Origin of the sequence: Vibrio sp. 10N.222.52.B7 (genome assembly GCF_041474275.1) — a bacterium.
Classification (GTDB): Bacteria; Pseudomonadota; Gammaproteobacteria; order Enterobacterales; family Vibrionaceae; genus Vibrio; species Vibrio crassostreae_C.
In genome coordinates this window covers 32,210-56,047 of sequence record NZ_JBFRTU010000061.1, presented here as the reverse complement: position 1 = coordinate 56,047, position 23,838 = coordinate 32,210, and the positions used below count along the sequence as shown (strand labels likewise).

The following is a 23,838-nucleotide window of genomic DNA, read 5'->3' as shown; positions in this document are numbered from 1 at the left end:
GTTCCTCGCTCTTGAGGATGACGACTTTTTAAAATCACGCTCTATATCATTAGTTGGTTAGATAAAATTGCGTGTTCCGCCATTCCCTAGACTGACGAAGGAAGGAGTAGGGAATCTCTAACAAAGAGAGCGTATCCGTTATAGTACACCCATTCCTTGCGCTTCTAACATATCGACTAGATCGATCAGCGGTAAGCCGATCAAAGTATTTGGGTCTTTCCCTTCCATCTGTTTAAACAACGCGATGCCTAACCCTTCACACATAAAGCTACCTGCGCAGTAATAAGGCTGCTCTTTTTCAACATAACTAATGATCTGTTGCTTAGTTAAATCGCGGAAATGCACTACAAAGGTGTCGAGACGTGTGTCAGCTTCATTGGTTTCGTTGTTCCAAACCGAAAGCCCAGTATAAAAAGTAATGCTCTTGCCGCTTTGACGAGATAACTGCTCGATCGCTTTTTCTCGAGTGTGAGGCTTACCAATGATCTCTCCATCAATTACGCAAACCTGATCAGAACCAATGACTAAGCTAGGTTGCTCCACAACACAAGACTTAGCTTTGGTCTCAGCAAGGCGCATCACCAACTGTTGTGGTGTCTCTTCTGGAAGCGGCGTTTCATCGCAGTCTGGCTTGGCTGTAATGAAGCTTAACTGTAGTTTTTTGAGGATCTCTTGCCTAAATGGTGATGTAGAGGCTAAAACTAGTTGGTAATTTCTCATTTTAATTTACAATTCAAGGAAGCATTTATCTCAGGATAACGTAACTTGTCCTGCTATTCATAATGCTCTGAATAGGAAAGGCAGGAAAGTACATTTTTTTTGCCATTTCCTTTGACTAAACACGATTTGGAAGATAAGATTCGCGCCCTATGCAAAAGGAAAAAATACCGCGTACAGTTGATCCGGCAAGAACGGCTCAAAAACGACTCGATATGGATGGTATCATCCAGGTCAGTCTTTTGAAGCGTTTAACTGAAGCAACTGAAGGCGTAAAACGTGACGCGCAAGTCTCAATGTCATTTGGGCTTGATGAACAACGATTAGTCGTTATCTCTGGTAAAGCTAACGTCGAAGTCGATTTAGAGTGTCAACGTTGTAATGAGGTTTTCGCACATGAGTGCGATGTCCAATTTACTTATACTCCTGTTTACAGTGAGAAAAGTGAAGAGGAAGCACCGGAAGAGTACGATTTGGTAGATCTGAACGAGTACGGTGAGTTAGACCTGATTCAATTAGTTGAAGACGAGTTCATCCTTGGATTGCCACAAATAGCAATGCACGACGATGCGAAATGTAGCGTTAACTCAAATAACTTGGTGTTTGGTGAACTTCCTGAAGAAATTGAGGAAGACAAAAAGCCGAATCCATTTGATGTTTTAAAAAGCTTAAAGAAGTAATTGCTTCTTTAAGAATTTACATAGGAGTAGGGTCAATGGCCGTACAAAAGAGCAAGAAATCACGTTCAATGCGTGGCATGCGTCGTTCACACGATGCGCTAACTACAGCTGCACTTTCTGTAGACGCAACTTCAGGTGAAACTCACCTACGTCACAACGTGACTGCCGAAGGTTTCTACCGCGGCAAAAAGGTTATCAACAAGTAAGGTTGACCTTTGCAAAATCTAACCGTTGCGCTTGATGCAATGGGCGGGGACTTCGGTCCTCGTGTAACAGTGCCTGCCGCCGTGCAGGCACTGTCGTATTTCCCAGAGCTAAAAGTCATTCTAATAGGTGATCGAAACGCGATCACATCTCAATTATCTTCATTAGGTCGAATGCCTGATTCTCGTTTGAGTATCCAGCATTGTGATCGAGTCATTTCCAATTCTGAAAAACCTTCACTAGCCTTACGTAATAGTCAGGGTAGCTCTATGCGTGCCGCTATCGATCTGGTTGCCGAATCACAGGCTGATGCTTGTGTGAGTGGTGGTAACACTGGCGCACTGATGGCTTTATCCCGTTTCAGACTCAAGCTTCTTCCCGGTATTGATAGGCCTGCATTGGTTTCAGCTTTGCCTACTGCATCCGGAAATCGCACATGGATGCTTGATTTAGGGGCGAACGTTTCTAGTGACGCAGATTCACTGTTTCAGTTTGCTGTCATGGGCAGTGCATTAGCAGGACAACATTTAGGTCGCGCACCACGTGTCGCTATCTTGAATATCGGTGCAGAAGAAATTAAAGGCAATGACCTTGTAAAACGATGCGCTGAAATGTTGTCTAATACCCAGTCTGTGAACTTCATAGGCTATATTGAAGGTAATCAATTACTTCAAGATGCTGCTGATGTCGTCGTATGTGATGGTTTTGTGGGCAATGTCTGCTTAAAAACGTGCGAAGGTACGGCTCAGCTCTTTATTGATAAGCTAAAAACGCGCATGATGGCTTCAACAATAAAGGGTTGGATAGCCAGAATGCTGTTTTCTGAGCTATTTACTGAATTAAAAACCTTGAACCCCGACCAGTATAACGGCGCAAGTTTGTTAGGATTGCGCGGCATTGTCATTAAAAGTCATGGAAGTGCTGATGTGTCTGCAGTCGTCAACGCGATTGGTGAAGCAGTACACGAGGTCAAACGACAAGTCCCCAGCCGCATTAGCGATCGTTTGGAAGCGGTTTTACTCGAGAGGCATTATTAGTCTTCATGTATAGCAAAATTTTAGGTACTGGCAGCTACTTGCCATCTCAGGTGCGTACTAACGCAGACTTAGAGAAAATGGTAGAGACTAGCGATGAGTGGATCGTTGCTAGAACGGGTATTAAAGAGCGTCGTATTTCAGCGGAAAACGAAACCGTTGCTGATATGGCGTTTTACGCTGCTGAAAATGCCATTGAAATGGCAGGTATCGACAAAGAAGAGATTGATTTAATCATCGTTGCGACAACCAGCAGTAGCCACACATTCCCGTCTTCGGCATGTCAGGTACAAGGCAAGCTTGGTATCAAAGGCTGCCCTGCGTTTGATTTGGCTGCAGCGTGTTCTGGTTTTGTCTACGCACTGTCTGTTGCTGATCAACACATCAAGACTGGCATGTGTAAGAACGTTTTGGTAATTGGTGCTGATGCACTGTCAAAAACCTGTGATCCGACTGACCGCTCTACTATCATCCTATTTGGTGATGCAGCAGGCGCGGTGGTTGTAGGCGCAAGCGAAGAGCCAGGTATTTTGTCTACTCATATTTACTCTGATGGTAAATACGGTGAGCTTCTAAGCCTAGAAGTACCAGAGCGCGGCGGTGATGCAGACAAATGGCTGCACATGGCGGGCAACGAAGTATTTAAAGTGGCGGTAACTCAGCTTTCTAAGCTAGTTAAAGACACCTTAGCGGCGAACAATATGGATAAGTCAGAGCTTGATTGGTTAGTTCCACACCAAGCGAACTACCGTATTATCTCGGCAACCGCTAAAAAGCTGACGATGTCGCTTGATCAAGTAGTGATTACTCTTGATAAGCACGGCAACACGTCAGCAGCTACCGTACCAACGGCCCTAGATGAGGCTGTTCGCGACGGGCGAATTAAACGTGGTCAAACGCTTCTACTTGAAGCATTTGGCGGCGGCTTCACTTGGGGTTCTGCGTTAGTTAAATTCTAACCCTAAGCGATAATCAACAAACAAGGCACATAACTTATGTGCCTTATTCAATTTTTTGCTTTGCTTAAAGGAAAATTACAATGAGCAAATTTGCTATCGTATTCCCAGGCCAAGGCTCTCAAGCTATCGGTATGCTTGCTGACCTAGGCGAACAGTATGATGTTGTTAAAAAGACATTTGCTGAAGCTTCAGAAGCACTTGGTTACGATCTATGGGCATTGGTTCAAGATGGTCCTGTAGAAAATCTAAATGAAACTTTTCGCACTCAACCGGCTCTATTAACAGCGTCTGTTGCAATTTGGCGTGTATGGCAAGAGCTTGGCCTAGAGCAACCTGTAAATCTAGCAGGTCACAGCCTAGGTGAATATTCTGCTCTTGTATGTGCTGGCGTTATCGACTTTAAAGAAGCGATCAAGCTGGTTGAACTACGTGGTCAACTGATGCAAGAAGCGGTTCCTGCAGGTGTTGGTGCAATGTACGCAATCATCGGTCTAGACGATGAAGCGATTGCTAAAGCGTGTGAAGAAGCTGCGCAAGACGAAGTTGTGTCTCCAGTTAACTTTAACTCTCCTGGCCAAGTTGTTATCGCGGGTAACAAAGCTGCAGTAGAGCGTGCTGGTGCACTTTGTAAAGAAGCGGGCGCTAAGCGTGCACTTCCGTTACCTGTTTCTGTGCCGTCTCACTGTGCACTGATGAAGCCAGCAGCAGATAAGCTAGCAGTGGCTCTAGAAGCTCTAGAGTTCAACACGCCAGCATTGCCTGTCATCAATAACGTTGATGTTATTGCTGAAACAGACCCTGCAAAAATTAAAGACGCACTTGTTCGTCAGCTATACAGCCCAGTTCGTTGGACTGAAGGTGTACAAGCGATGAATGAGCAAGGCGTTGAGAAGCTACTTGAATTAGGCCCTGGTAAAGTTCTTACTGGTCTAACAAAACGAATCGTAAAAACTATGACAGCTGCTGCAGTTAATGACACTGCATCACTAGAAGCTGCTAAGTAAATAACCACTTAATAGAGAAGTTATGATGAATTTAGAAGGCAAAGTTGCACTAGTTACAGGCGCAAGCCGTGGCATCGGTCGTGCAATCGCTGAACTTTTAGTTGAGCGTGGTGCTAAAGTTATCGGTACTGCGACATCTGAAGGCGGCGCAGCTGCAATCAGCGAGTACCTTGGTGAGAACGGTAAAGGTCTTGCTCTTAATGTAACGGATACAGACTCAATTGCTGCTACACTGAAAACCATCAACGATGAATTCGGTGCGATTGACATTCTAGTTAACAACGCAGGTATCACTCGTGATAACCTACTGATGCGTATGAAAGACGACGAATGGAATGACATCATCGATACTAACCTAACTCCTATCTTCCGCATGTCTAAAGCTGTATTGCGTGGCATGATGAAGAAGCGTCAAGGTCGTATAGTAAACGTTGGTTCTGTAGTAGGTACAATGGGTAACGCTGGTCAAGCTAACTACGCAGCTGCAAAAGCAGGCGTAATTGGTTTTACTAAATCAATGGCTCGTGAAGTTGCGTCTCGTGGCGTTACAGTGAACACTGTAGCTCCTGGTTTCATCGAAACTGACATGACTAAAGCGCTAAATGATGACCAACGTGCAGCAACTTTGGCGAATGTACCAGCAGGTCGACTAGGTGATCCTCGCGAAATCGCTGAAGCTGTGGTATTTTTGGCGTCACCTGCGGCAGCTTATATCACAGGTGAAACACTTCACGTCAATGGCGGTATGTACATGGTGTAAATTATGTGCAACATTTGTGCATGATTTAAGTCAAGATCATACGTAATTTCGGTTAAAATCGTGAAAATTGTGGTTTGACCAGAAAAGTTGACCTTGCAACTTTCAATAGATTGAATAAACTACGGAAAACATCGCATAAAGCGAACTCTGTAAAGGAAAAGAAAAAATGAGCAACCTCGAAGAACGCGTAAAGAAAATCATTGTTGAACAGCTAGGTGTAGACGAAGCTGAAGTTAAAAACGAAGCTTCTTTCGTTGATGACCTAGGTGCAGATTCTCTAGACACAGTAGAGCTAGTAATGGCTCTAGAAGAAGAATTTGACACTGAAATCCCAGATGAAGAAGCTGAGAAAATTACTACTGTTCAAGCAGCTATCGATTACGTAACTAGCGCTCAGTAATAATCTCTCCCAGGCGGTCACCTCGACCGCCTGTGTTTTATCTAACTCATCTATCCTCATCTTAAATCACCTCAATCCCCGGAGTGTAAAATCGTGTCCAAGCGTCGTGTAGTTGTCACTGGCATGGGTATGTTGTCACCGGTAGGCAACACTGTAGAATCTTCTTGGAAAGCCCTGCTAGCTGGTCAAAGTGGTATCGTTAATATCGATCATTTTGATGCAACCAATTTCTCAACTCGTTTTGCAGGTCTAGTTAAAGACTTTAACTGCGAAGAGTATATGACTAAAAAAGATGCTCGTAAGATGGACTTGTTCATCCAGTACGGCGTCGCAGCAGGTATTCAAGCTTTAGATGATTCAGCCCTAACTATTACTGAAGAAAACGCTCCACGTGTGGGTGTTGCTATCGGTTCTGGTATTGGTGGTCTTGGTTTGATCGAAGCCGGTCACCAAGCTCTAACTGAAAAAGGCCCTCGTAAGATCAGCCCGTTCTTCGTACCGTCGACGATCGTGAATATGATTGCTGGTCACATGTCTATCATGCGTGGCCTACGCGGTCCAAACATCGCGATTTCTACTGCATGTACGACTGGCCTACATAACATTGGTCACGCGGCTCGTATGATTGCATACGGCGATGCAGACGCAATGCTAGCGGGTGGTGCTGAAAAAGCATCAACTCCACTAGGTATGGGCGGTTTTGGTGCGGCTAAAGCACTTTCTACTCGTAACGATGAGCCTCAAAAAGCTTCTCGTCCATGGGACAAAGGCCGTGATGGCTTCGTTCTTGGCGACGGTGCAGGCATGATGGTTCTTGAAGAGTACGAACATGCGAAAGCTCGTGGCGCTAAGATTTACTGTGAGCTAGTTGGCTTCGGTATGTCGGGTGACGCTTACCACATGACATCTCCAAGTGAAGATGGCTCAGGTGGCGCACTAGCAATGGAAGCGGCTATGCGTGATGCTGGCATTACTGGTGAACAAATCGGTTATGTAAACGCACACGGTACTTCGACTCCTGCAGGTGACGTAGCGGAAGTTAAGGGCATCAAGCGTGCTCTTGGCGAAGCAGGCAGCAAGCAAGTATTGGTTTCTTCTACGAAATCAATGACAGGCCACCTTCTAGGTGCTGCTGGTTCTGCTGAAGCTATCATCACGGCTATGTCTCTGGTTGACCAAATTGTTCCACCAACAATCAACCTAGATGATCCTGAAGAAGGCTTAGATATTGACTTAGTACCTCACACTGCGCGTGAAGTTAGCAACATGGAATATGCTGCATGTAACTCATTCGGTTTCGGTGGTACAAACGGCTGTTTGATCTTCAAAAAGATTTAATCATCTTATTAAAGACGTAAACACTCGTAGATAGTCACAATTAGACTTGTTTTTAAACGGCTTGATGCTTTAGCATTGAGCCGTTTCTTTTTATGGGGAAAAACATGTTTTGGGTTGATGGAGAAAGCCAGCAAACTATCGATATTTTGGATCGCTCGTTTCAGTACGGAGACGGCTGTTTTACGACAATGCTCGTGAGTGATGGTGAGATACAACATCTTCACGATCATCAGCACCGTGTCGACGAGTGCCTTAAAGCACTACGCATTTCTGCTCTTGATTGGGATGTTGTTAGTCTTTGGCTCGATACTGCGCTTCAACACATCCAACATAACGCTCTTCATGGCACAAAGAGCCTTGATGGTTCAAAGAAGCTCCATAACGCCAACAAGCCTCATAATCAAAAAGCAGGGATCAAGCTGCACGTTAGTCGTGGAGCGGGTGGGCGTGGCTACAGTACCAAGAATATCGCCAAGCCGACAATCACCATCAGTACCTTTGATTACCCAAGCCATTATTCAGCGTGGCAAGACTCCGGTGTTGAACTCGGTATCTGCCATCAAGCGCTAGGTTTGAGCCCACTACTGGCTGGCCATAAGCACAATAATCGCCTTGAGCAGATTTTGATGAAAGATGAAATGGATCAAGCTAATGAATTGGATGGTGTGGTTCTTGATATATCGGGCAATGTGATTGAAACCACCATGGCCAATCTGTTCTGGCGCAAAGGTCAGTCGATATACACACCTCAACTCACTCAAAGTGGTGTCGCGGGGGTTATGCGTAAGCAAGTGTTAACCGCGCTGAATCAGGCTGAACTTTCCGTTACAATTAGTGACTACTGCTTATCTCAACTCATGCAAGCTGATGAGGTTTTCATGACAAACTCCATTTTAGGGGTTGCCCCAGTTACCCGTATTAGTGATACCCAATTTAACATTGGAACCGTTACTCGTAGCCTTCAAGGACAACTAAACTCGTGATCAAAAAGTTATTTATTTTTATTATCTTGTGCTTAATTGCAGCCGGTGCTGCTGGTTTTTATGTTTACAACCAAGCGCAAGATAACCTGAAACAAGTTATTCAATTAGAAAAACCACAAGTCGTGACTGTTGCTTCAGGTAGCAGCTTTAACCGCGTTCTAGCCCAGTTGATTAACGAGGGGCTGTTTGAGGCTTCTCCTTACGAGAAATTAATCCGTAAGTTACATCCTGAGCTTGTAGACGTAAAAGCGGGTACTTTCCTGCTTGAACCGGGTTTAACCTTAGAGCAAGCGCTACAGGTGCTTGTAGAAGGGAAAGAACACCAGTTTACTATTACCTTTGTTGAAGGCAGTCGTTTTGACGAATGGCTTGTTCAGCTAAAAGACAACGAATTCATTCAACAGACATTGGATGGCGTTTCTGAAAAAGAGATCGCTGAAAAGTTGGGTATTGAAAACGAAAAGCTAGAAGGTCTCTTCTTAGCAGAAACGTATCACTACACCTACGGCACCACTGATTTAGATTTGTTGAAGCGCGCGCATCGAGACCTAATGAGCGTGGTGAATGAAGAGTGGGAAAATCGAGCGGATAAGCTGCCTCTTAAATCGCCATACGAAGCGTTAATTCTTGCATCTATCATTGAGAAAGAGACCGCTGTTGCGTCAGAACGTGAGCGTGTTTCTTCTGTGTTTGTTAACCGTCTAAACAAGCGTATGCGTTTGCAAACTGACCCAACGGTTATCTATGGCATGGGTGACAGCTACGATGGCAACATCCGTAAGAAAGACTTACGCACGCCAACGCCTTACAACACCTATACAATGAGTGGCTTGCCACCGACACCTATCGCTATGGCAGGCAAAGCGTCTATCAACGCGGCGTTGAATCCAGAGAAGAGCAACTACTTGTATTTCGTTGCGAGTGGAACAGGTGGTCACGTATTTTCAAAGAGTTTGACTGAGCATAACCGTGCAGTGCGAGCTTACTTAAAGCAATTAAGAAAAAACAGATAAAGAAATAATTATGAATCAGTCGAAATTTATCGTGGTTGAAGGCCTTGAAGGCGCTGGCAAAAGCACAGCAATCAATGCCATCGTTGAGACATTAAAAGCATCGGGTGTTGAAGATATTGTTAATACTCGCGAGCCGGGTGGTACTGTCTTAGCTGAAAAGATGCGTTCATTGGTTAAAGAAGAGCACGAAGGCGAGAAGCTTCAAGACATGACTGAATTGCTGTTGATGTATGCAGCACGTGTTCAATTAGTCGAGAACGTCATCAAGCCGGCACTCGCCAATGGTCAATGGGTATTGGGTGATCGTCATGATATGTCTTCACAGGCATACCAAGGTGGTGGTCGCCAGATCGCGCGCACGACTATGGAATCACTGAAAGCAACCACGCTAGGCGGCTTTAAACCCGATCTAACGCTATATTTGGACCTAGACCCTAGAGTAGGGCTAGAGCGTGCTAGAGGCCGTGGTGAGCTTGATAGAATTGAAAAGATGGACATCTCATTTTTCGACCGCACGCGTGAGCGCTATCTAGAAATTGCAGAACAAGATGATTCTGTACTTGTGATTAACGCGCAGCAAGAAATTGAGCAAGTAGCCGCTGATATTAAAGTCGCGCTAACTGCTTGGCTCGACAAACAGTAGGTAGTCATGGCTGAAGTGTATTCTTGGCTCACACCGGTATGGAGTGAGTGGAAAAAAAGTCTCGATGCGGAGCGTTTTCCTAACTCTGTGATTGTTAATGCACCGGAAGGGCTCGGCGTTGATGCTTTGATTAGCCAACTTACCGACGCATTGATGTGCACGAACTATGAAAGCGAGTCGTGCGGGTTTTGCCACAGCTGTGAGTTAATGAAGTCGGGCAGTCATCCTGATTTTCATGTGATCTCACCCGAGAAAGAAGGTAAGTCGATCACGGTTGATCAAGTGCGTGCCAGTAACCGCTGGGCTCAAGAGTCTTCTCAGTTAGGTGGTTTGCGCGTTATTTTGCTTAACCCTGCTGAAGCAATGAACGAATCGGCTTCCAACGCACTATTGAAAACTCTGGAAGAGCCATCAAGCAAGTGCATCTTCATTCTGTCTACTCGTAACAGTAATCGCTTAATGCCGACTATTATTAGCCGTTGTCAGCAATTTAATGTGGTTAGTCCGCAGTTAGAGACAGCATCAGCGTGGTTAGATGGTGAAGTGGGCAAAGCGGTACCGCAGTATATTTTAGCACTCAATGACAACGCGCCTTTAAAAGCAAAAGCGATGTTTGAGCAAGGTGGCGTTGAAGCTTCAACAAAAGCGCTCGATGGCTTTGTGAATGTGATAAAAGGCACTCAACCTGACATGCTAAAGTTCTCTACAGAGCTTAGCAAAGACCCTTTGATTCAACTTGGCTGGCTTTGGCATCTATTGTCAGATGTACAGAAGCTGCATTTTGGTTTGGCGAATCAGGCTTTCACTCCGAGTGCGAAAGCACTGTGTGAGGCGATGTCTTATCAAAGTGCTTATGCAGCATCGAATAAACTGCTGACATTGATTGAGCAGTTAAAGCAACACCCTGGGCTCAATACGGAGCTACTCATAATGAATTGGCTGATAGCCACTTGCGAGGAAACATGTTCGTAGATTCCCACTGTCATTTAGACAAACTGGATTACCAAGATTTACACACCAGCGTAGAAGATGTGGTTAACAAGGCGAAGGCTGCTAATGTAGACCAATTGCTTTCTGTCGGTGTGACACTCGATTCGTTTGAAAATATGCTCGAGATGATCTCGCCGTTTGATAACGTTAAAGCCTCTTGTGGCGTTCACCCTCTCGATGTTGAAAGTGATTTCAGCCTAGAGACAATGCGTGAATACGCGAGCAACCCTAAGGTTGTGGCGATTGGAGAGACAGGTTTAGATTATCACTACCAACCAGAGACGGCAGAACTACAACAGATCAGGTTCAAGCAGCACGTTGAGTTGGCTGTTGAGCTTAATAAACCTTTGATCATCCACACGCGTAACGCGCGTGAAGATACGTTAGCTATTTTACGCGATGGTGGAGCAGAGAAGTGCGGTGGTGTGATTCATTGCTTTACTGAAGATCAAGCGTTCGCCGAAGCGGCAATGGAGTTAGGTTTTTATATCTCGATCTCAGGTATTGTGACCTTTAAACAAGCCACAGAACTTAAAGATGTTGTGAAAAACCTACCCCTAGATAGGTTGCTGATCGAGACGGATTCGCCATACTTGGCTCCGATTCCATATCGAGGTAAACAGAATCAGCCTGCATATGTCGTCGAAGTGGCGGCTTATATCGCGCAGCTGAAAGGGCTGTCAATGAAAGAGGTTGCTGAACAAACAACCAAAAATTACCGAAAACTTTTTTTGCGATAAAAAACTAACTAAACAAATAAAAGGGAGCAAAAGCTCCCTTTTTGTGTTTTTGATCACCAAAAATACGTTTTTTTTTAATGTTTACGAATTATGTTGAACTTGAGAGCGCTAATTATAACATTTGTAATTTTGTTACTAAAAATAACATTCGCTCCTATTTTATTTACCCAGTAAAATAATAGGGCTCTTGAAAAATACTTATATATTTCAATGCATTAAACACTTGTAAAGCATTGCATTTCTAGATTTGACATGTGATCCAAGACGTGTTTTGGAACTAAATTTCGTAAGTGACTAGAAAGTTAGTTCCCCATCAATATATATTTAGCGGCAGAAAATATAATGCAATACATGGTTACATTTTCGCAGGGTGCTAACATATAGGCTACGGGGGTGTGCCGTTAGAACCCAATATAATTATTTTATCTTTATCAGGAGCATAAACATGTTTAAGAACCTTTTTGCTAGCCTGCAGAAAGTTGGTAAGTCTCTGATGCTTCCAGTATCAGTTTTACCAGTTGCGGGTATTTTGCTAGGTGTCGGTGCAGCAGATCTTCCTTTCATTCCAGAAATCGTTTCAAACTTAATGGAACAAGCTGGTGGTTCAGTATTCGGTCAAATGGCACTACTGTTCGCAGTAGGTGTTGCACTTGGCTTTACTAACAACGATGGTGTAGCGGGTCTAGCTGCTATCGTTGGTTATGGCATCATGACTGCTACACTTGGCGTAATGGCTGGTGTAATGGGCGTTGATAAAATCGATACTGGTGTACTAGGTGGTATCCTAGTCGGTGGTGTTGCTGCTTGGGCATTCAACCGTTTCTTCCGTATTCAACTACCAGAGTACCTTGGCTTCTTCGCTGGTAAGCGTGCTGTGCCAATCATCACAGGTTTCTCTGCGATTGGTCTAGCAATCCTACTATCTGTAGTATGGCCACCAGTTGGCGGCGCTATCTCTGCGTTCTCTGATTGGGCTGCTCACCAAAACCCACAAGTGGCGTTTGGTATCTACGGTATCGTTGAGCGTTCTCTAATTCCATTTGGTCTTCACCACGTTTGGAACGTACCTTTTTTCTTTGAAGCTGGTACTTGTGTAAACGCTGCTGGTGAAACTCAAAACGGTGTTCTTACTTGTTACTTAGTTGCTGATGACGCATCTCGTGCAGCGGGCAATGGCTTCGGTCAGCTAGCTGGTGGTTACATGTTCAAGATGTTCGGTCTACCTGCTGCTGCAATCGCGATTGCACACTCAGCTAAGCCTGAAAACCGCGCTAAAGTAATGGGCATCATGGCTTCTGCTGCGTTGACTTCATTCCTAACGGGTATCACTGAACCAATCGAATTCTCTTTCCTATTCGTTGCTCCAGTACTGTACGCAATCCACGCTCTACTAGCTGGTTCTGCATACGTTCTTGCGAACACTCTAGGTTTTGTACACGGTACATCTTTCTCACACGGTCTAATCGACTTCCTAGTTCTATCTGGCAACGCGTCTAAGATGGGCCTAATGGTTGTATGTGGTATTGCTTACGCTGCAATTTACTACATCGTATTCCGCACTGTGATTAAAGCTCTAGACCTTAAAACTCCAGGCCGTGAAGACGAGACTGAAGAAGAGTCAGTTGCGACTGGTTCTGAACTTGCTGGTGAGCTAGTTGCTGCATTCGGTGGCAAAGCGAACATCACTGGTCTTGACGCTTGTATTACTCGTCTACGTGTTGCAGTAGCTGATACAGCTCTTGTTGACCAAGACAAGCTGAAGAAACTAGGCGCTGCAGGTGTTGTAGTAGTAGCGGGTGGCGTACAAGCTATCTTCGGTACTAAGTCTGACAACCTTAAGACAGACATGGATGAGTGGATCCGTAACAACGGTTAATTCTCTGATTCAATAAATTGAAAGGAGGCCGAAAGGCCTCCTTTTTTGTTTTCTGCTCTATGAAAGATCTATTGTGCTTAATCTCCATTAACTCAGGTACTTATCATTCAACTCGATCATTTGATGGTCGTTCCCAAATTTTTCGTGTCTTTTATCTTTTACCCAGCGATGACACCTTTTGCTGAGATTCCAGTAGACTTCCGTTTTTTAAGTACAGTCTGAGAATATTATGAAACATCGTTACTTGATCGGCCTTATGTGCTGCAGCGGAGCCTCGTTTGCTCAAGCTTCTGAAGCTCCAGCTTTGGAAGTTGGACTCGCCATTGACCAAGACCTGAGTGTCGTTGTGGAATTTGATCAGAAATACCGTGCTACGATTGGCAATGACGGCGCTGCCTTTGATTACATTTTGAAGCGTGGTCAGTTCGAGACTGAAGCTCCGTTGAGCTGGTACGTCGGTGCTGGTGCTTGGGCTGAATGGAATGACGACTTTGGCTTACGCTTGCCGTTAGGCGTGAAAGTGAATTTCTACGAAGGTTGGAATGCTTACGCTCAAGTTCACCCTGAACTCGATATGTATAAAGGTGTTGAGTTGCAAGTGGGCGGCGCTTTAGGTGTTACCTATAAGTTCTAACCTGAACTAAAACCGTTTTAATAATGAAAAAACCAGCATTTAGCTGGTTTTTTAGTTTGGGCCGATCTTATATTTTTGCTTCATTGAGCCGCTTAGAAAGTAAAACTCAGTCCGACATTGGCTTGGAATTGGTTCATCCAGTCGGTATCAAAGCGAATGATGCACTCTTGCCCGTTATTTGGGATATTACAAACACCGGAGGTATCGTTGTCGACAACCGTGCCTAACCAACGTACTTGTGTGTTCAACGCTAGTCGGTCACTAAATTTGTACTCTAAGCCACCAAAGATAGAAGTTGAGAATCCATACTTATCTTTTGCCCAGTCTACATCGACGTAAGAAGCACCCAGGCCTAGCCCTAGATAACCCGACAACACAGGCGAAGCAGGGTAGTAGATGCTGCTTTGAAGGTGCAGGTATTGGATGGAGGAGCTTAGGTTAAGCGTTTCTAATTCCGAGCTCTGATTGGAGTAGAAGAAGCCGATGCGTCCTTTTTCAAGTGGCGTTTCAATGGCAAAGGTGTAATTTTCAGAGCCTTTCATGTCATAGGTTTTACCGTCCTGGTCTTCGACACTGCCACCGCCGGTATAACCTACCATAGGTGTAATGATGATCTCCGGCGAAGCATACGCGCTTGAAACGGAGAGAAGCGTAATCAGTGCCATCATATTTGCTTTGTTATTCATGAGTATATCCTTATCCATACACTTACTAATTGTGATGGTTACATCAATATTGTGCGACTAATTTCGACGATTCTTGAAGATACTTCACACACCTGATAGTACTTAAATAGAGACTCGACAAATTAATAATAAACCAGAGGTGTCTATGGACCATAATCTGAAAAATGCCCTACAAATTACCGTGTTTATCTACATGATCATTCTTTCATTTGGCTTTATTGCGATTGGTAGTTAATACCATCTATTGCGAGGCTGAGTTTTGATACTCAGGGAATAATGAATAGTGGGATTATAACCAATATTGATACAGCAATAGACTTGGATTATTACGCTAAGTTTATTGCTGGAAAAACAGCACTGGTCGCTCAAGGTGGCGGACAGAGAAGTATTTTTACTTCTGGAGTGCTGGATGCCTTTCTTCTCTCAAATTTTGACCCCTTCGACGAATTTTTTGGTACCTCAGCAGGTGCTCTCAACTTATGTGCTTATCTGTGCCGTGATAAAGGCCTTGGACGTTCTTTTGTTCTCGACCTCACAACCTCACCAGAGTTCTTCAATCTCTTTTCCTATATACGACACAGAAAGAACCTAGGATTAGAATGGGCGCTAGAACAAATCATGGCTTACCCATATAAGCTCGATCTGGATTTAGGGCGACAAACGCTAGGCGATCGCCACTTCTATGCGGCTGTAACGGATTCCAAAGACTTACGAGACCACTACTTCCCATTATTGGGCGAAGATTGGTACAAGGTGATGATTGCGACCTGTGCTATTCCTCGCTTGTACAATGACGAAGTCTTTATTGGTGACAGTGCTTATGTGGACGGTGGTGTATCGGCGTGTATCCCAGTTCAGGAAGCGTGGCGAAGACAAGCTCGTTCTATTGTGGTGATTCGTACTGAGCCAGTGGTGGAGGAAGGTAATACCCATTTGGTTGAAGCACCAGTTAAGGGATCTTCAGTCAAAGCGCCTAAACCTATATCTGCAGAAGAACTGGAGTGGTTCCGCGAATCTTTCGACAGTGTTCAAGGCCATTGGCAACAGAAAGTGGAACAGTGGAAAACCGACTGGACCTCTTTCTTCCAACAACAAATTATGCGCTCAAAAGAGCAGAAGCGTGACCGTGGGCATTTAGACCTGCTGAACGGTGGTCGCTGGCTATTTGGTGCAGATGATATTTATCGCTTAAGTCATTTAATCGGAGATAAGTTTGATTCAGGGTTGGCTGACATGCTGATGGTGCATTATCAGACCTACTCATTGACTCAGGATTTTTTGAATTCGCCACCAGACGACGCGTTTGTGGTTCAGATAGCACCTAGTCAAACGCTTAAATCGAGCTCATTAATGAGTCATAAAGATGATTTACTGCATGATTACGAATTGGGTTTAGAAGCCGGTTACCGATTTGTGGAGACCTATACCTCAACGGAAAACGCTCGCAACTCGCATATGCCACAGTTAGCCACCATTGCTGCGGGTAACTAATTCCCGAAGTTGATGAGCTAGCATGCTGTGAGCTCGTTATGCTGTTTAAGCAGATTTTAGTGAGTCGTGTTCTGAAATGAAAAAGGGTTATTGAACTTGGTTCGATAACCCTTTTAAGTTTTTGAGATTAGGCGAATCGTTTCGCCTTAAGGTCAAATATTAGGTGACAGGCAAGATTCTCATACAGTTGGTTGACCCTGCTACATCCATAATGTCGCCTTGAGTGACGATCACTAGGTCACCAAACTTAAGGTGTCCTTTCTCTTTCAAGCAAGTGAGTGTAGATAGTGCAATGTCAAAGCTGTCTTCGGCTTCTGTCTCGAAGTAGATTGGTGTCACACCTCGGTATAAGGTACAGCGATTAAGCGTTCCTTCGTTACGAGACAGCGCGTAGATCGGCATGTCGGCACTCAGGCGAGACATCATCAGTGCGGTGCGGCCTGACTCGGTGAGAGTGACAACGCCTTTAATGCCTTCCATATGGTTTGCAGAGTAGATGGTCGCCATCGAAACGGTTTCTTCGGCAGTAACAAAGGTGCGGTCAATACGGTAATTGGATTGGTTATTAATGCCTGCCATTTTTTCCGCACCAATACAGACTTCAGCCATCGATTTTACGGTCTCGACTGGGTAGTCACCAGCTGCAGTTTCACCAGACAGCATCACAGCATCGGTGCCATCGAGTACGGCGTTGGCAACATCCATAACTTCGGCACGGGTTGGCATTGGCGCAGAAATCATTGATTCCATCATCTGAGTTGCGGTGATGACAGTTCGGTTAAGCGCTCTGGCACGGCGTATAAGCTGTTTTTGTACTCCGACTAACTCAGGGTCGCCAATTTCCACTCCGAGGTCACCACGAGCCACCATGACCACATCTGAGGCCATTATGATGTCATCCATGTTCTCAACTGTAGCTACTGTCTCTGCTCGCTCCACTTTTGCGACGAGGTGAGCTTCTAAGCCGGCTTCTCGTGCAAGCTGACGAGCATAGTGCATGTCTTCACCATTACGAGGGAAAGACACCGCTAGGTAATCCACTTTGATTTGTGCGGCGGTGACGATGTCGCGCTTGTCTTTTTCTGTTAGCGCTTCTGCGGAAAGGCCACCCCCTTTTTTGTTGATGCCTTTGTTATTTGAGAGTGGGCCGCCAATGATGACTTCGGTATGAACGCGACAGCCTTCCACTTTGGTTACTTTGAGTTGAACACGACCATCGTCAAGCAACAGTATATCGCCGGCGGATACGTCGTTAGGCAGTTCTTTGTAATCAAGGCCAACGGCTTCTTGATTGCCTTCACCTAAACCTAGGCTGCTATCGAGAGTGAACAGGTCGCCTACGGCAAGTTGGATTTTGCCATCTTTGAATGTCGACACACGAATCTTGGGACCTTGTAAGTCTCCGAGAATGGCGATTTGAGTACCGTGTCTTTTTGCTATTGCTCTGACTTTTTCTGCGCGTTGTATATGGTCGTCGCTGGTGCCGTGAGAGAAGTTCATACGAACAATATTGGCACCGGCTTTGATGATCTCTTCAAGCACGTTACCTTTATCAGTAGAAGGGCCTAGCGTTGTGACGATTTTCGTTTTTCTTAATTCGGCTGTCATGAATACTCCTAGAGTGAGGCCAAGTAATCTTTTAAAAGACTGAATTAAGTATATGCATTAATTGATAATTTATTGGGAGCTAGGAGGATATTTCTTGATTTGCCTTTAATTATTGAATTCAGGGCTCAAATACGATGTTTTATTCTGAAAATTAAGTCGCAAATTATCGATGTGGGTGTTAATTTTCCTCGAACTATTTGACTCGATACACAAAGATTCATGTATATACGTGATACTGGTCACGGCGATATACCAAGTGACTTCACAATTACTTCGCAAAGTAAAAAAATTACCTCGTTGATGATTTCTGGAGCGTAAAATGTACATGGCTCAACCGGGCCATATTGATCATATCAAACAGGTCAATGCTGGTCGTGTATATAAACTAATTGACCTTAAAGGTCCTATTTCTCGTATCGATCTGTCCAAGCAAAGTGAGTTGGCTCCGGCGAGTATTACTAAAATTACCCGTGAACTCATTGAAGCTCACCTTATTCACGAAACGACGGTTCAAGAAGCCACGACTCGTGGGCGTCCTGCTGTCGGTCTGCAAACCAATAACGAAGGTTGGCAATTTTTGTCGATGCGTCTTGGTCGCGGATACTTGACGATCGCGCTCCATGAATTGGGCGGCGACGTGCTTATCGATACCAAGATTGATATCCATGAACGTGATCAAGACGATGTGCTTGCGCGTCTTCTCCATGAAATCGATGAGTTCTTCCAAACCTATGCCGAGCAACTCGACAGGGTGACGAGTATCGCTATCACACTGCCAGGTCTGGTGAATTCAGAGCAAGGTATTGTGTTGCAGATGCCGCACTATAACGTTGAAAACTTAGCGTTGGGGCCGGAGATCTACAAAGAAACCGGTTTGCCAGTTTTTATTGCCAATGATACCCGAGCGTGGGCATTAGCAGAAAAGCTGTTTGGTAACTCACAAGACAACGACAACTCTGTTCTTATCTCGATTCACCACGGTTTAGGTGCCGGGATCATTCTTGATGGTCGCGTTCTGCAAGGACGTCACGGTAACATCGGTGAGTTGGGGCATATCCAGATCGATAAAGAAGGCAAGCTTTGCCACTGTGGTAATCGAGGCTGTTTAGAAACGGTGGCGAGTTCTCAGGCAATCCGTGAGCAAGTCAAAGAGCGATTGGTAAATGGTGAAGAATCAACGCTAACGGTGTTTGAAGACGTCACTATTGAACAGATCTGTGCTGCCGCTGCTAATGGGGATCCGCTGGCTGTCGAAGTGATTGAACAGTTAGGCCGTTATCTAGGTTCTGCGATTGCGATTGTGATTAACCTGTTCAACCCAGAGAAAATCTTGGTGGGTGGTGTTATCAATCAGGCGAAGAGCGTGTTATACCCGGCGATTCAAAAGTGTATCGAAGAGCAGAGTCTATCGGTTTACCATAAAGACTTAGAGCTGGTGGAATCTCGTTTTTATAAGCAGGCAACCATGCCAGGTGCTGCGCTCATCAAGCAGGCCTTATACGATGGCCAACTGTTAATGAAAGTTATTGAAGGTTAACCCCTTTTTCTCGTCTTGTAGCCTTACCTTGAACCTTTCCATGTACTTAAGCTTTGTATAACATCATTTGTTGTACTTAGTTTAAGCATTCTGTGCATTGGCGCTTTGCTTTAACCTATTGAAGTAGGCTATTGTAGCCACAGTTATTATTTGTCACTAAGGTGTTGTATGTCTGGCGTTTTACATTCGGTTGATCAGAGAACCAAACTGGTCGGTGAAAACCGTCTGGAACTCTTGTTATTCAGCTTAAATAGTCGTCAACTATTTGCGATTAACGTATTTAAAGTGAAAGAAGTCCTCAAAGTGCCAGTACTCACTCGCTTACCGGGCTCTCATCATCATATTACGGGTGTTGCGTCTTTACGTGGTGAATCGGTGCCTGTTATTGATTTGCGTAGTGCCATTGGCTTTCCGCCATCTCGTGCGGAATCTCAAGAGAGCAACTTGATCATTACGGAATACAACCGAACCGTACAAGGTTTCTTGGTTGGGCAAGTTCGTAATATCGTGAACACGACATGGACAGAAATCCAGCCGCCGCCAAAGACAACAGGCCGTGCAAACTACCTAACCGCTATTACGCATATTCAAGAAGAAGAGCAGCACAAGATCGTCGAGATCATCGATGTTGAGAAAGTGTTGGCTGAGATCATTGATTACGATGTCTCGATCTCTGAAGGCGTTTTAGATGAACAATTAGCTCAGGAGATGATAGGACGTAACGTGCTTATCGTTGATGACTCTTCAACAGCGCGTAACCAAATTAAAGGCACCTTGTCGCAGTTGGGTTTGAACATTATTGAGTGTTGTGATGGCTTAGAAGCACTGACCTTACTTAAGGGCTGGTGTGATGAAGGCAAAGACATCAATCAAGAAATATTGTTGATGATCACCGATGCTGAAATGCCTGAAATGGACGGTTATAAACTGACACATGAAGTACGTACTGACCTAAGAATGCATGACCTATTCATAACGCTAAACACTTCATTAAGTGGAAGTTTTAATGAAGCTATGGTTGAGAAAGTAGGGTGTAACCGCTTTATTTCTAAGTTCCAGCCAGACCTCTTGGTTGAAGTGACTCAAGAGCGAATGCGTCAGATTTTATAATTAACGCTGCTGTACGGTTTGTTTTGAGTGACCTGATAGAAAACGTTTGCTAATATTCACGCAGCATATTTTTCTTAACGAAATATGCTCAACTGCTAGCGTAACTTTTCACACACAATTTAAGGTAGTTCCTCTTAATGATATGGTTAACGTCTAAAGTCGTTATGACTTTGAGCTTATTACTGTATAGGGAATTTAAGAAAAGACGTACGGAAGCTGAAGTTGAGTCATAACTCAACAACTGGAATTGAAGGGAAGCGGATGCTTCCCTTTTTCGTTGCTCTTTCTTTCGTTTCTTTAGCCAAGGACCGATTGAGGACAATTGCTACTTCGCTAATGAAAATCCCGAGATTTGGTTTTCAAGCCAACAATTTCATCGGTAATATCGATAAGTTTCCCCGCGATAACATGCACAACTTCTCCTTCTTTTTCTAATATCCCTTGTACTTTTAACGCCTTGGCTGTGAGATAAGCTTGTTGTTGAGCGCGCGCGGTTGCTCCCCATACCACGACATTAATATTGCCAGTGCTATCTTCTAGCGTGACAAAGGTGACACCTGCCGCGGTGCCGGGAGATTGTTTACCTGTGACTAATCCGACAACGGTGACCATAGATTTGTGTCTTTGCTGTATTAAATCTTTCATGTGTGTGAATCGACCTAATCGTCCTGCTTCTTCGAGCAAAGTGATGGGGTGCTTGTTCAATGAAATTCCGACACTGGTGAAGTCTTCGAGTAGATCTTGCATCTCATTGGGCTTGTGCAGTACATGTTCGTCATGTCCTGCCTCAGCATCGTCATAGGCTTGGCTAAACAGAGGTAAATCCGACGCCGAGTCCATGATCGCCCAGCGAGTCTGGAAGCGGTCTCCAGAAACGTTATGTAGCGCATTGGCCGATGCCAGTAGCTCGATATCTTTCTTATTCATCGATAACTGTTTCACCTGACTAGGGTGGCGATAACCGGATGGTGGACGATTGGCGAGCACGCTTTGAATTCCATGCTCGCTGAATCCTTTGATTTGTCGCAGCCCTAAGCGAATCGCTAGACCATTCTGATGAGGGGCAACCGTGTGGTCGTTTTGAGAAGCGTTCACACATACCGGAAGTATCACCACATTGTGTCGTTGTGCGTCTTGTACCAACTGTGAAGGGCTATAAAACCCCATCGGTTGGCTATTCAACAGAGAAGCGTAGAAGCACTCTGGGTAGTAGCATTTCAACCAAGCGGAGCAATACGCTAACACCGCAAACGAAGCGGAGTGGCTTTCAGGAAAACCGTACTCGCCAAAGCCGCATATCTGTTTAAAGATCTGCTCAGCAAACTCTGTCTCATAGCCGCGCTTTTGCATTCCTTCGATGAGTTTGTTTTTAAACTTAAAGACGTTGCCATTTTTCTTCCAAGCGGCCATTGCCCGTCTGAGTTGATCTGCTTCTCCGCCTGTGAACCCTGCAGCGACCATCGCGAGTTTGATCACTTGCTCTTGGAATATCGGTACACCTAAGGTGCGCGACAGTACTGATTCCACGTCTTTAGATGGATAACTGATTGGCTCAATGCCATCTCGACGCTTGAGAAACGGATGCACCATATCACCCTGAATAGGGCCTGGGCGTACGATAGCGATTTGAATCACCAAGTCGTAATAAGTCTTCGGTTTAAGCCTTGGCAGCATGCTCATTTGTGCGCGTGACTCAATTTGGAATATCCCGACTGTGTCTGCTCGCTGAATCATGCCGTAAACCTGAGGATCGTCCTTAAGGCGAGTGATCTCAGCAATGGTCAGTGATCGCCCGTGAATACGTTTGATCAGGTCGAAACATTTACGAATCGCAGAGAGCATACCCAACGCGAGCACATCAACTTTCAGCAAGCCTAAGGTTTCTAGATCATCCTTATCCCATTGGATAATGGTTCGATCGTGCATCGCTGCATTTTCGACGGGAACCAGCTCATACAAAGGCCCTGAGGATATGACAAAGCCACCGACATGTTGAGATAAGTGACGTGGGAAGCCGATAATCTCATTAACCAAGTGGATAAACTGCTGCCCCTTCAAAGAATCAGGTTGTAGCCCTAATTGAGTGAGCTGAGCCTGCCAACCTAAGCTTTTGTCCCTGCGATTGGTGTTCTTGATGAAGTAGTCGAGCTGAGTTTCTTGTAGCCCTAATGCTTTCCCCACATCTCTCACCGCACTTTTGAAGCGATAAGAGATGACTGTTGCAGCAAGTGCAGCCCGTTCTCTACCGTATTTTTTATAGATGTATTGGATGACTTCTTCACGACGTTCGTGTTCAAAATCGACATCAATATCAGGCGGCTCATCGCGCTCTTTACTGATGAAACGCTCAAACAGCACCGAGATATGTCTTGGGTCGACAGAGGTGATTTCTAAGCAGTAACAGACCACGGAATTGGCCGCTGAACCTCGACCTTGGTAAAGAATGCCTTGGCTTTTGGCAAACATCACGATGTCGTGAATGGTGAGAAAAAAGAAAGGGTAGTCAAGCTCGTCAATTAATCCCAATTCTTTCTCTATGATCTGTTGGATGTCGTCAGGTACACCTTGTGGGAAGCGAGCTCGTTTTCCTTTTTCGACCAACATGCGCAGATAACTCATGGGTGTCTCCCCTTGAGGAATCAGCTCACTGGGATATTCGTATCGCAAGCTATTTAAATCAAATTCACACAGCTCAGCGATACGGTTGCTCTCTTCTAGCCACTCCGCTTTGAAGATATGAGAGAGCTTATTGATACTCCGTAAACAGCGCTCGGCATTAGCGAGTAAGTGACTGCCCACTTCGGTAATGGGCTTTTGGTACTTTATCGCAGTGAGTGAGTGCTGTAAGGGTAAGCGGTTAGCATTGTGCATTAGCACGCCACCACAAGCTGTTATCGGCAGTTGATGATGTTGTGACAGCTCAACGCAGTAATCTGTGTACTGCTGGTCGGTTTGCTTTAGGTGTCTTTGTAAGCCGATCCAAAGCCGACCTGAATGGTGCTGGGAGAGCCATTTCCCCCAATGCGCGTCTTCATTTTTCTGTTGAGGAAGCCAAAGAATAAAGCAGTGCTTAGCCGACATGATATCCCACTCAGAGAGCTGATAATGTCCCTTACTGCTACGACGTCTCGCGTTGGTAATTATACGGCACAGCTCGGCGTAGGCTTGTCTGTTTGGGCATATCAAGATCACTTGGCACTCTTCATTTAACCAAAACATGCTCCCGACAATTTGCTTGAGTGACAGTTTATGTTGCTTGATTGCAGAGTGAACCTTAACGATGCCCGCGACTGAGCACTCATCAGTAACCGCGAGTGCTTTGTAACGTAAGAAGTCGGCCTGTAAAACAAGCTCTTCCGCATGCGAAGCTCCCTCTAGAAAGGAGTAATTACTTTGACAGAAAAGCTCTGAGTATTGCTGAGACATAACGT

At 45.0% G+C, this 23,838-nt stretch carries 23 protein-coding genes; 19 read left to right on the top strand and 4 right to left on the bottom strand.

All coding sequences use genetic code 11. From position 1 onward, the window contains the following. Nucleotides 1-138: 138 nt before the first annotated feature. Nucleotides 139-720 (bottom strand): nucleoside triphosphate pyrophosphatase, encoded by a 582-nt coding sequence (locus AB4512_RS15650; protein WP_017067204.1) that lies wholly within the window; start codon nucleotides 718-720, stop codon nucleotides 139-141. Nucleotides 721-869: 149 nt separating this feature from the next. Between AB4512_RS15650 and yceD the strand changes: the two genes are divergently transcribed. From yceD to AB4512_RS15575, 15 genes are all read left to right on the top strand, one after another. Next, a complete protein-coding gene (yceD, locus tag AB4512_RS15645; RefSeq protein ID WP_017062153.1) occupies nucleotides 870-1,397 on the top strand; it encodes a 23S rRNA accumulation protein YceD in 528 nt (175 codons plus the stop codon). Between the two features lie 35 nt (nucleotides 1,398-1,432). After that, the gene (gene rpmF / locus AB4512_RS15640) at nucleotides 1,433-1,603 is read left to right on the top strand and encodes a 50S ribosomal protein L32 (RefSeq protein ID WP_004737376.1); all 171 of its coding nucleotides are present in this window, start codon (nucleotides 1,433-1,435) and stop codon (nucleotides 1,601-1,603) included. A 9-nt stretch (nucleotides 1,604-1,612) separates the two neighbouring features. Further along, nucleotides 1,613-2,638, top strand: a complete 1,026-nt coding sequence (plsX, locus tag AB4512_RS15635; protein ID WP_372175157.1) for a phosphate acyltransferase PlsX — start codon at nucleotides 1,613-1,615, stop codon at nucleotides 2,636-2,638. Between the two features lie 5 nt (nucleotides 2,639-2,643). Next, nucleotides 2,644-3,594 carry a beta-ketoacyl-ACP synthase III gene (locus tag AB4512_RS15630; RefSeq protein WP_017054985.1) on the top strand — a complete coding sequence of 317 codons (951 nt, stop codon included), beginning with the start codon at nucleotides 2,644-2,646 and terminating at the stop codon, nucleotides 3,592-3,594. 80 nt (nucleotides 3,595-3,674) lie between these two features. Then, nucleotides 3,675-4,598: an ACP S-malonyltransferase gene (gene fabD / locus AB4512_RS15625; protein WP_017063479.1), complete on the top strand. Its 924-nt coding sequence runs from the start codon at nucleotides 3,675-3,677 to the stop codon at nucleotides 4,596-4,598. Nucleotides 4,599-4,623: 25 nt separating this feature from the next. Then, nucleotides 4,624-5,358, top strand: coding sequence for a 3-oxoacyl-ACP reductase FabG (fabG, locus tag AB4512_RS15620; protein ID WP_029235138.1), 735 nt, complete (start codon nucleotides 4,624-4,626; stop codon nucleotides 5,356-5,358). A gap of 166 nt (nucleotides 5,359-5,524) precedes the next feature. Next, a complete protein-coding gene (acpP, locus tag AB4512_RS15615; protein WP_004737381.1) occupies nucleotides 5,525-5,758 on the top strand; it encodes an acyl carrier protein in 234 nt (77 codons plus the stop codon). Between the two features lie 93 nt (nucleotides 5,759-5,851). Further along, nucleotides 5,852-7,096: a beta-ketoacyl-ACP synthase II gene (gene fabF, locus AB4512_RS15610; protein WP_010437291.1), complete on the top strand. Its 1,245-nt coding sequence runs from the start codon at nucleotides 5,852-5,854 to the stop codon at nucleotides 7,094-7,096. A 104-nt stretch (nucleotides 7,097-7,200) separates the two neighbouring features. Beyond that, complete coding sequence (pabC, locus tag AB4512_RS15605) at nucleotides 7,201-8,079, top strand: aminodeoxychorismate lyase (RefSeq protein ID WP_372175156.1); 879 nt, start codon at nucleotides 7,201-7,203, stop codon at nucleotides 8,077-8,079. Then, nucleotides 8,076-9,092 carry an endolytic transglycosylase MltG gene (mltG, locus tag AB4512_RS15600; protein WP_017062149.1) on the top strand — a complete coding sequence of 339 codons (1,017 nt, stop codon included), beginning with the start codon at nucleotides 8,076-8,078 and terminating at the stop codon, nucleotides 9,090-9,092. The genes pabC and mltG overlap by 4 nt, the downstream gene beginning before the upstream one ends. A 10-nt stretch (nucleotides 9,093-9,102) precedes the next feature. After that, nucleotides 9,103-9,735, top strand: a complete 633-nt coding sequence (tmk, locus tag AB4512_RS15595; protein WP_017062148.1) for a dTMP kinase — start codon at nucleotides 9,103-9,105, stop codon at nucleotides 9,733-9,735. 6 nt (nucleotides 9,736-9,741) lie between these two features. Continuing rightward, nucleotides 9,742-10,707 (top strand): DNA polymerase III subunit delta', encoded by a 966-nt coding sequence (locus tag AB4512_RS15590; RefSeq protein ID WP_017062147.1) that lies wholly within the window; start codon nucleotides 9,742-9,744, stop codon nucleotides 10,705-10,707. Further along, complete coding sequence (locus AB4512_RS15585; protein WP_136978354.1) at nucleotides 10,698-11,465, top strand: TatD family hydrolase; 768 nt, start codon at nucleotides 10,698-10,700, stop codon at nucleotides 11,463-11,465. Before AB4512_RS15590 ends, AB4512_RS15585 begins: the two co-directional genes overlap by 10 nt. A 445-nt stretch (nucleotides 11,466-11,910) precedes the next feature. Next, a complete protein-coding gene (gene ptsG / locus AB4512_RS15580; RefSeq protein WP_017062145.1) occupies nucleotides 11,911-13,341 on the top strand; it encodes a PTS glucose transporter subunit IIBC in 1,431 nt (476 codons plus the stop codon). Between the two features lie 229 nt (nucleotides 13,342-13,570). Continuing rightward, a complete protein-coding gene (locus AB4512_RS15575; protein ID WP_017062144.1) occupies nucleotides 13,571-13,975 on the top strand; it encodes a hypothetical protein in 405 nt (134 codons plus the stop codon). A gap of 92 nt (nucleotides 13,976-14,067) precedes the next feature. On the opposite strand, the gene AB4512_RS15570 is transcribed toward AB4512_RS15575, so the two are convergent. After that, nucleotides 14,068-14,661 (bottom strand): outer membrane beta-barrel protein, encoded by a 594-nt coding sequence (locus AB4512_RS15570; RefSeq protein WP_017067207.1) that lies wholly within the window; start codon nucleotides 14,659-14,661, stop codon nucleotides 14,068-14,070. A 145-nt stretch (nucleotides 14,662-14,806) separates the two neighbouring features. On the opposite strand from AB4512_RS15570, the gene AB4512_RS15565 reads away from it, so the two are divergent. After that, a complete protein-coding gene (locus AB4512_RS15565) occupies nucleotides 14,807-14,896 on the top strand; it encodes a YnhF family membrane protein (RefSeq protein ID WP_100214626.1) in 90 nt (29 codons plus the stop codon). Nucleotides 14,897-14,937: 41 nt separating this feature from the next. Further along, nucleotides 14,938-16,152 (top strand): patatin family protein, encoded by a 1,215-nt coding sequence (locus AB4512_RS15560; protein ID WP_017063485.1) that lies wholly within the window; start codon nucleotides 14,938-14,940, stop codon nucleotides 16,150-16,152. Between the two features lie 159 nt (nucleotides 16,153-16,311). Here the strand turns inward: AB4512_RS15560 and pyk are convergent, their stop codons facing one another. Then, nucleotides 16,312-17,760, bottom strand: a complete 1,449-nt coding sequence (gene pyk / locus AB4512_RS15555) for a pyruvate kinase (RefSeq protein WP_017062141.1) — start codon at nucleotides 17,758-17,760, stop codon at nucleotides 16,312-16,314. Nucleotides 17,761-18,079: 319 nt separating this feature from the next. Between pyk and AB4512_RS15550 the strand changes: the two genes are divergently transcribed. Next, nucleotides 18,080-19,297, top strand: coding sequence for an ROK family protein (locus tag AB4512_RS15550; RefSeq protein WP_017062140.1), 1,218 nt, complete (start codon nucleotides 18,080-18,082; stop codon nucleotides 19,295-19,297). Between the two features lie 168 nt (nucleotides 19,298-19,465). Then, nucleotides 19,466-20,407, top strand: coding sequence for a chemotaxis protein CheV (locus tag AB4512_RS15545; RefSeq protein WP_372175155.1), 942 nt, complete (start codon nucleotides 19,466-19,468; stop codon nucleotides 20,405-20,407). Nucleotides 20,408-20,740: 333 nt separating this feature from the next. Here AB4512_RS15545 and AB4512_RS15540 read toward each other — a convergent pair whose 3' ends face one another. Beyond that, nucleotides 20,741-23,833: an error-prone DNA polymerase gene (locus AB4512_RS15540; protein ID WP_372175154.1), complete on the bottom strand. Its 3,093-nt coding sequence runs from the start codon at nucleotides 23,831-23,833 to the stop codon at nucleotides 20,741-20,743. Nucleotides 23,834-23,838: the final 5 nt, after the last annotated feature.

Bases quoted from the DNA above. Each gene is read 5' to 3' on its own strand.
- AB4512_RS15650 (WP_017067204.1), bottom strand. From the start codon at position 720: ATGAGAAATTACCAACTAGTTTTAGCCTCTACATCACCATTTAGGCAA.
- AB4512_RS15585 (WP_136978354.1), top strand. From the start codon at position 10,698: ATGTTCGTAGATTCCCACTGTCATTTAGACAAACTGGATTACCAAGAT.
- fabD (WP_017063479.1), top strand. From the start codon at position 3,675: ATGAGCAAATTTGCTATCGTATTCCCAGGCCAAGGCTCTCAAGCTATC.
- AB4512_RS15570 (WP_017067207.1), bottom strand. From the start codon at position 14,661: ATGAATAACAAAGCAAATATGATGGCACTGATTACGCTTCTCTCCGTT.
- rpmF (WP_004737376.1), top strand. From the start codon at position 1,433: ATGGCCGTACAAAAGAGCAAGAAATCACGTTCAATGCGTGGCATGCGT.
- pyk (WP_017062141.1), bottom strand. From the start codon at position 17,760: ATGACAGCCGAATTAAGAAAAACGAAAATCGTCACAACGCTAGGCCCT.
- yceD (WP_017062153.1), top strand. From the start codon at position 870: ATGCAAAAGGAAAAAATACCGCGTACAGTTGATCCGGCAAGAACGGCT.
- ptsG (WP_017062145.1), top strand. From the start codon at position 11,911: ATGTTTAAGAACCTTTTTGCTAGCCTGCAGAAAGTTGGTAAGTCTCTG.
- AB4512_RS15560 (WP_017063485.1), top strand. From the start codon at position 14,938: ATGAATAGTGGGATTATAACCAATATTGATACAGCAATAGACTTGGAT.
- fabG (WP_029235138.1), top strand. From the start codon at position 4,624: ATGAATTTAGAAGGCAAAGTTGCACTAGTTACAGGCGCAAGCCGTGGC.
- AB4512_RS15565 (WP_100214626.1), top strand. From the start codon at position 14,807: ATGGACCATAATCTGAAAAATGCCCTACAAATTACCGTGTTTATCTAC.
- pabC (WP_372175156.1), top strand. From the start codon at position 7,201: ATGTTTTGGGTTGATGGAGAAAGCCAGCAAACTATCGATATTTTGGAT.
- AB4512_RS15550 (WP_017062140.1), top strand. From the start codon at position 18,080: ATGTACATGGCTCAACCGGGCCATATTGATCATATCAAACAGGTCAAT.
- AB4512_RS15545 (WP_372175155.1), top strand. From the start codon at position 19,466: ATGTCTGGCGTTTTACATTCGGTTGATCAGAGAACCAAACTGGTCGGT.
- tmk (WP_017062148.1), top strand. From the start codon at position 9,103: ATGAATCAGTCGAAATTTATCGTGGTTGAAGGCCTTGAAGGCGCTGGC.
- AB4512_RS15630 (WP_017054985.1), top strand. From the start codon at position 2,644: ATGTATAGCAAAATTTTAGGTACTGGCAGCTACTTGCCATCTCAGGTG.
- AB4512_RS15590 (WP_017062147.1), top strand. From the start codon at position 9,742: ATGGCTGAAGTGTATTCTTGGCTCACACCGGTATGGAGTGAGTGGAAA.
- AB4512_RS15575 (WP_017062144.1), top strand. From the start codon at position 13,571: ATGAAACATCGTTACTTGATCGGCCTTATGTGCTGCAGCGGAGCCTCG.
- acpP (WP_004737381.1), top strand. From the start codon at position 5,525: ATGAGCAACCTCGAAGAACGCGTAAAGAAAATCATTGTTGAACAGCTA.
- AB4512_RS15540 (WP_372175154.1), bottom strand. From the start codon at position 23,833: ATGTCTCAGCAATACTCAGAGCTTTTCTGTCAAAGTAATTACTCCTTT.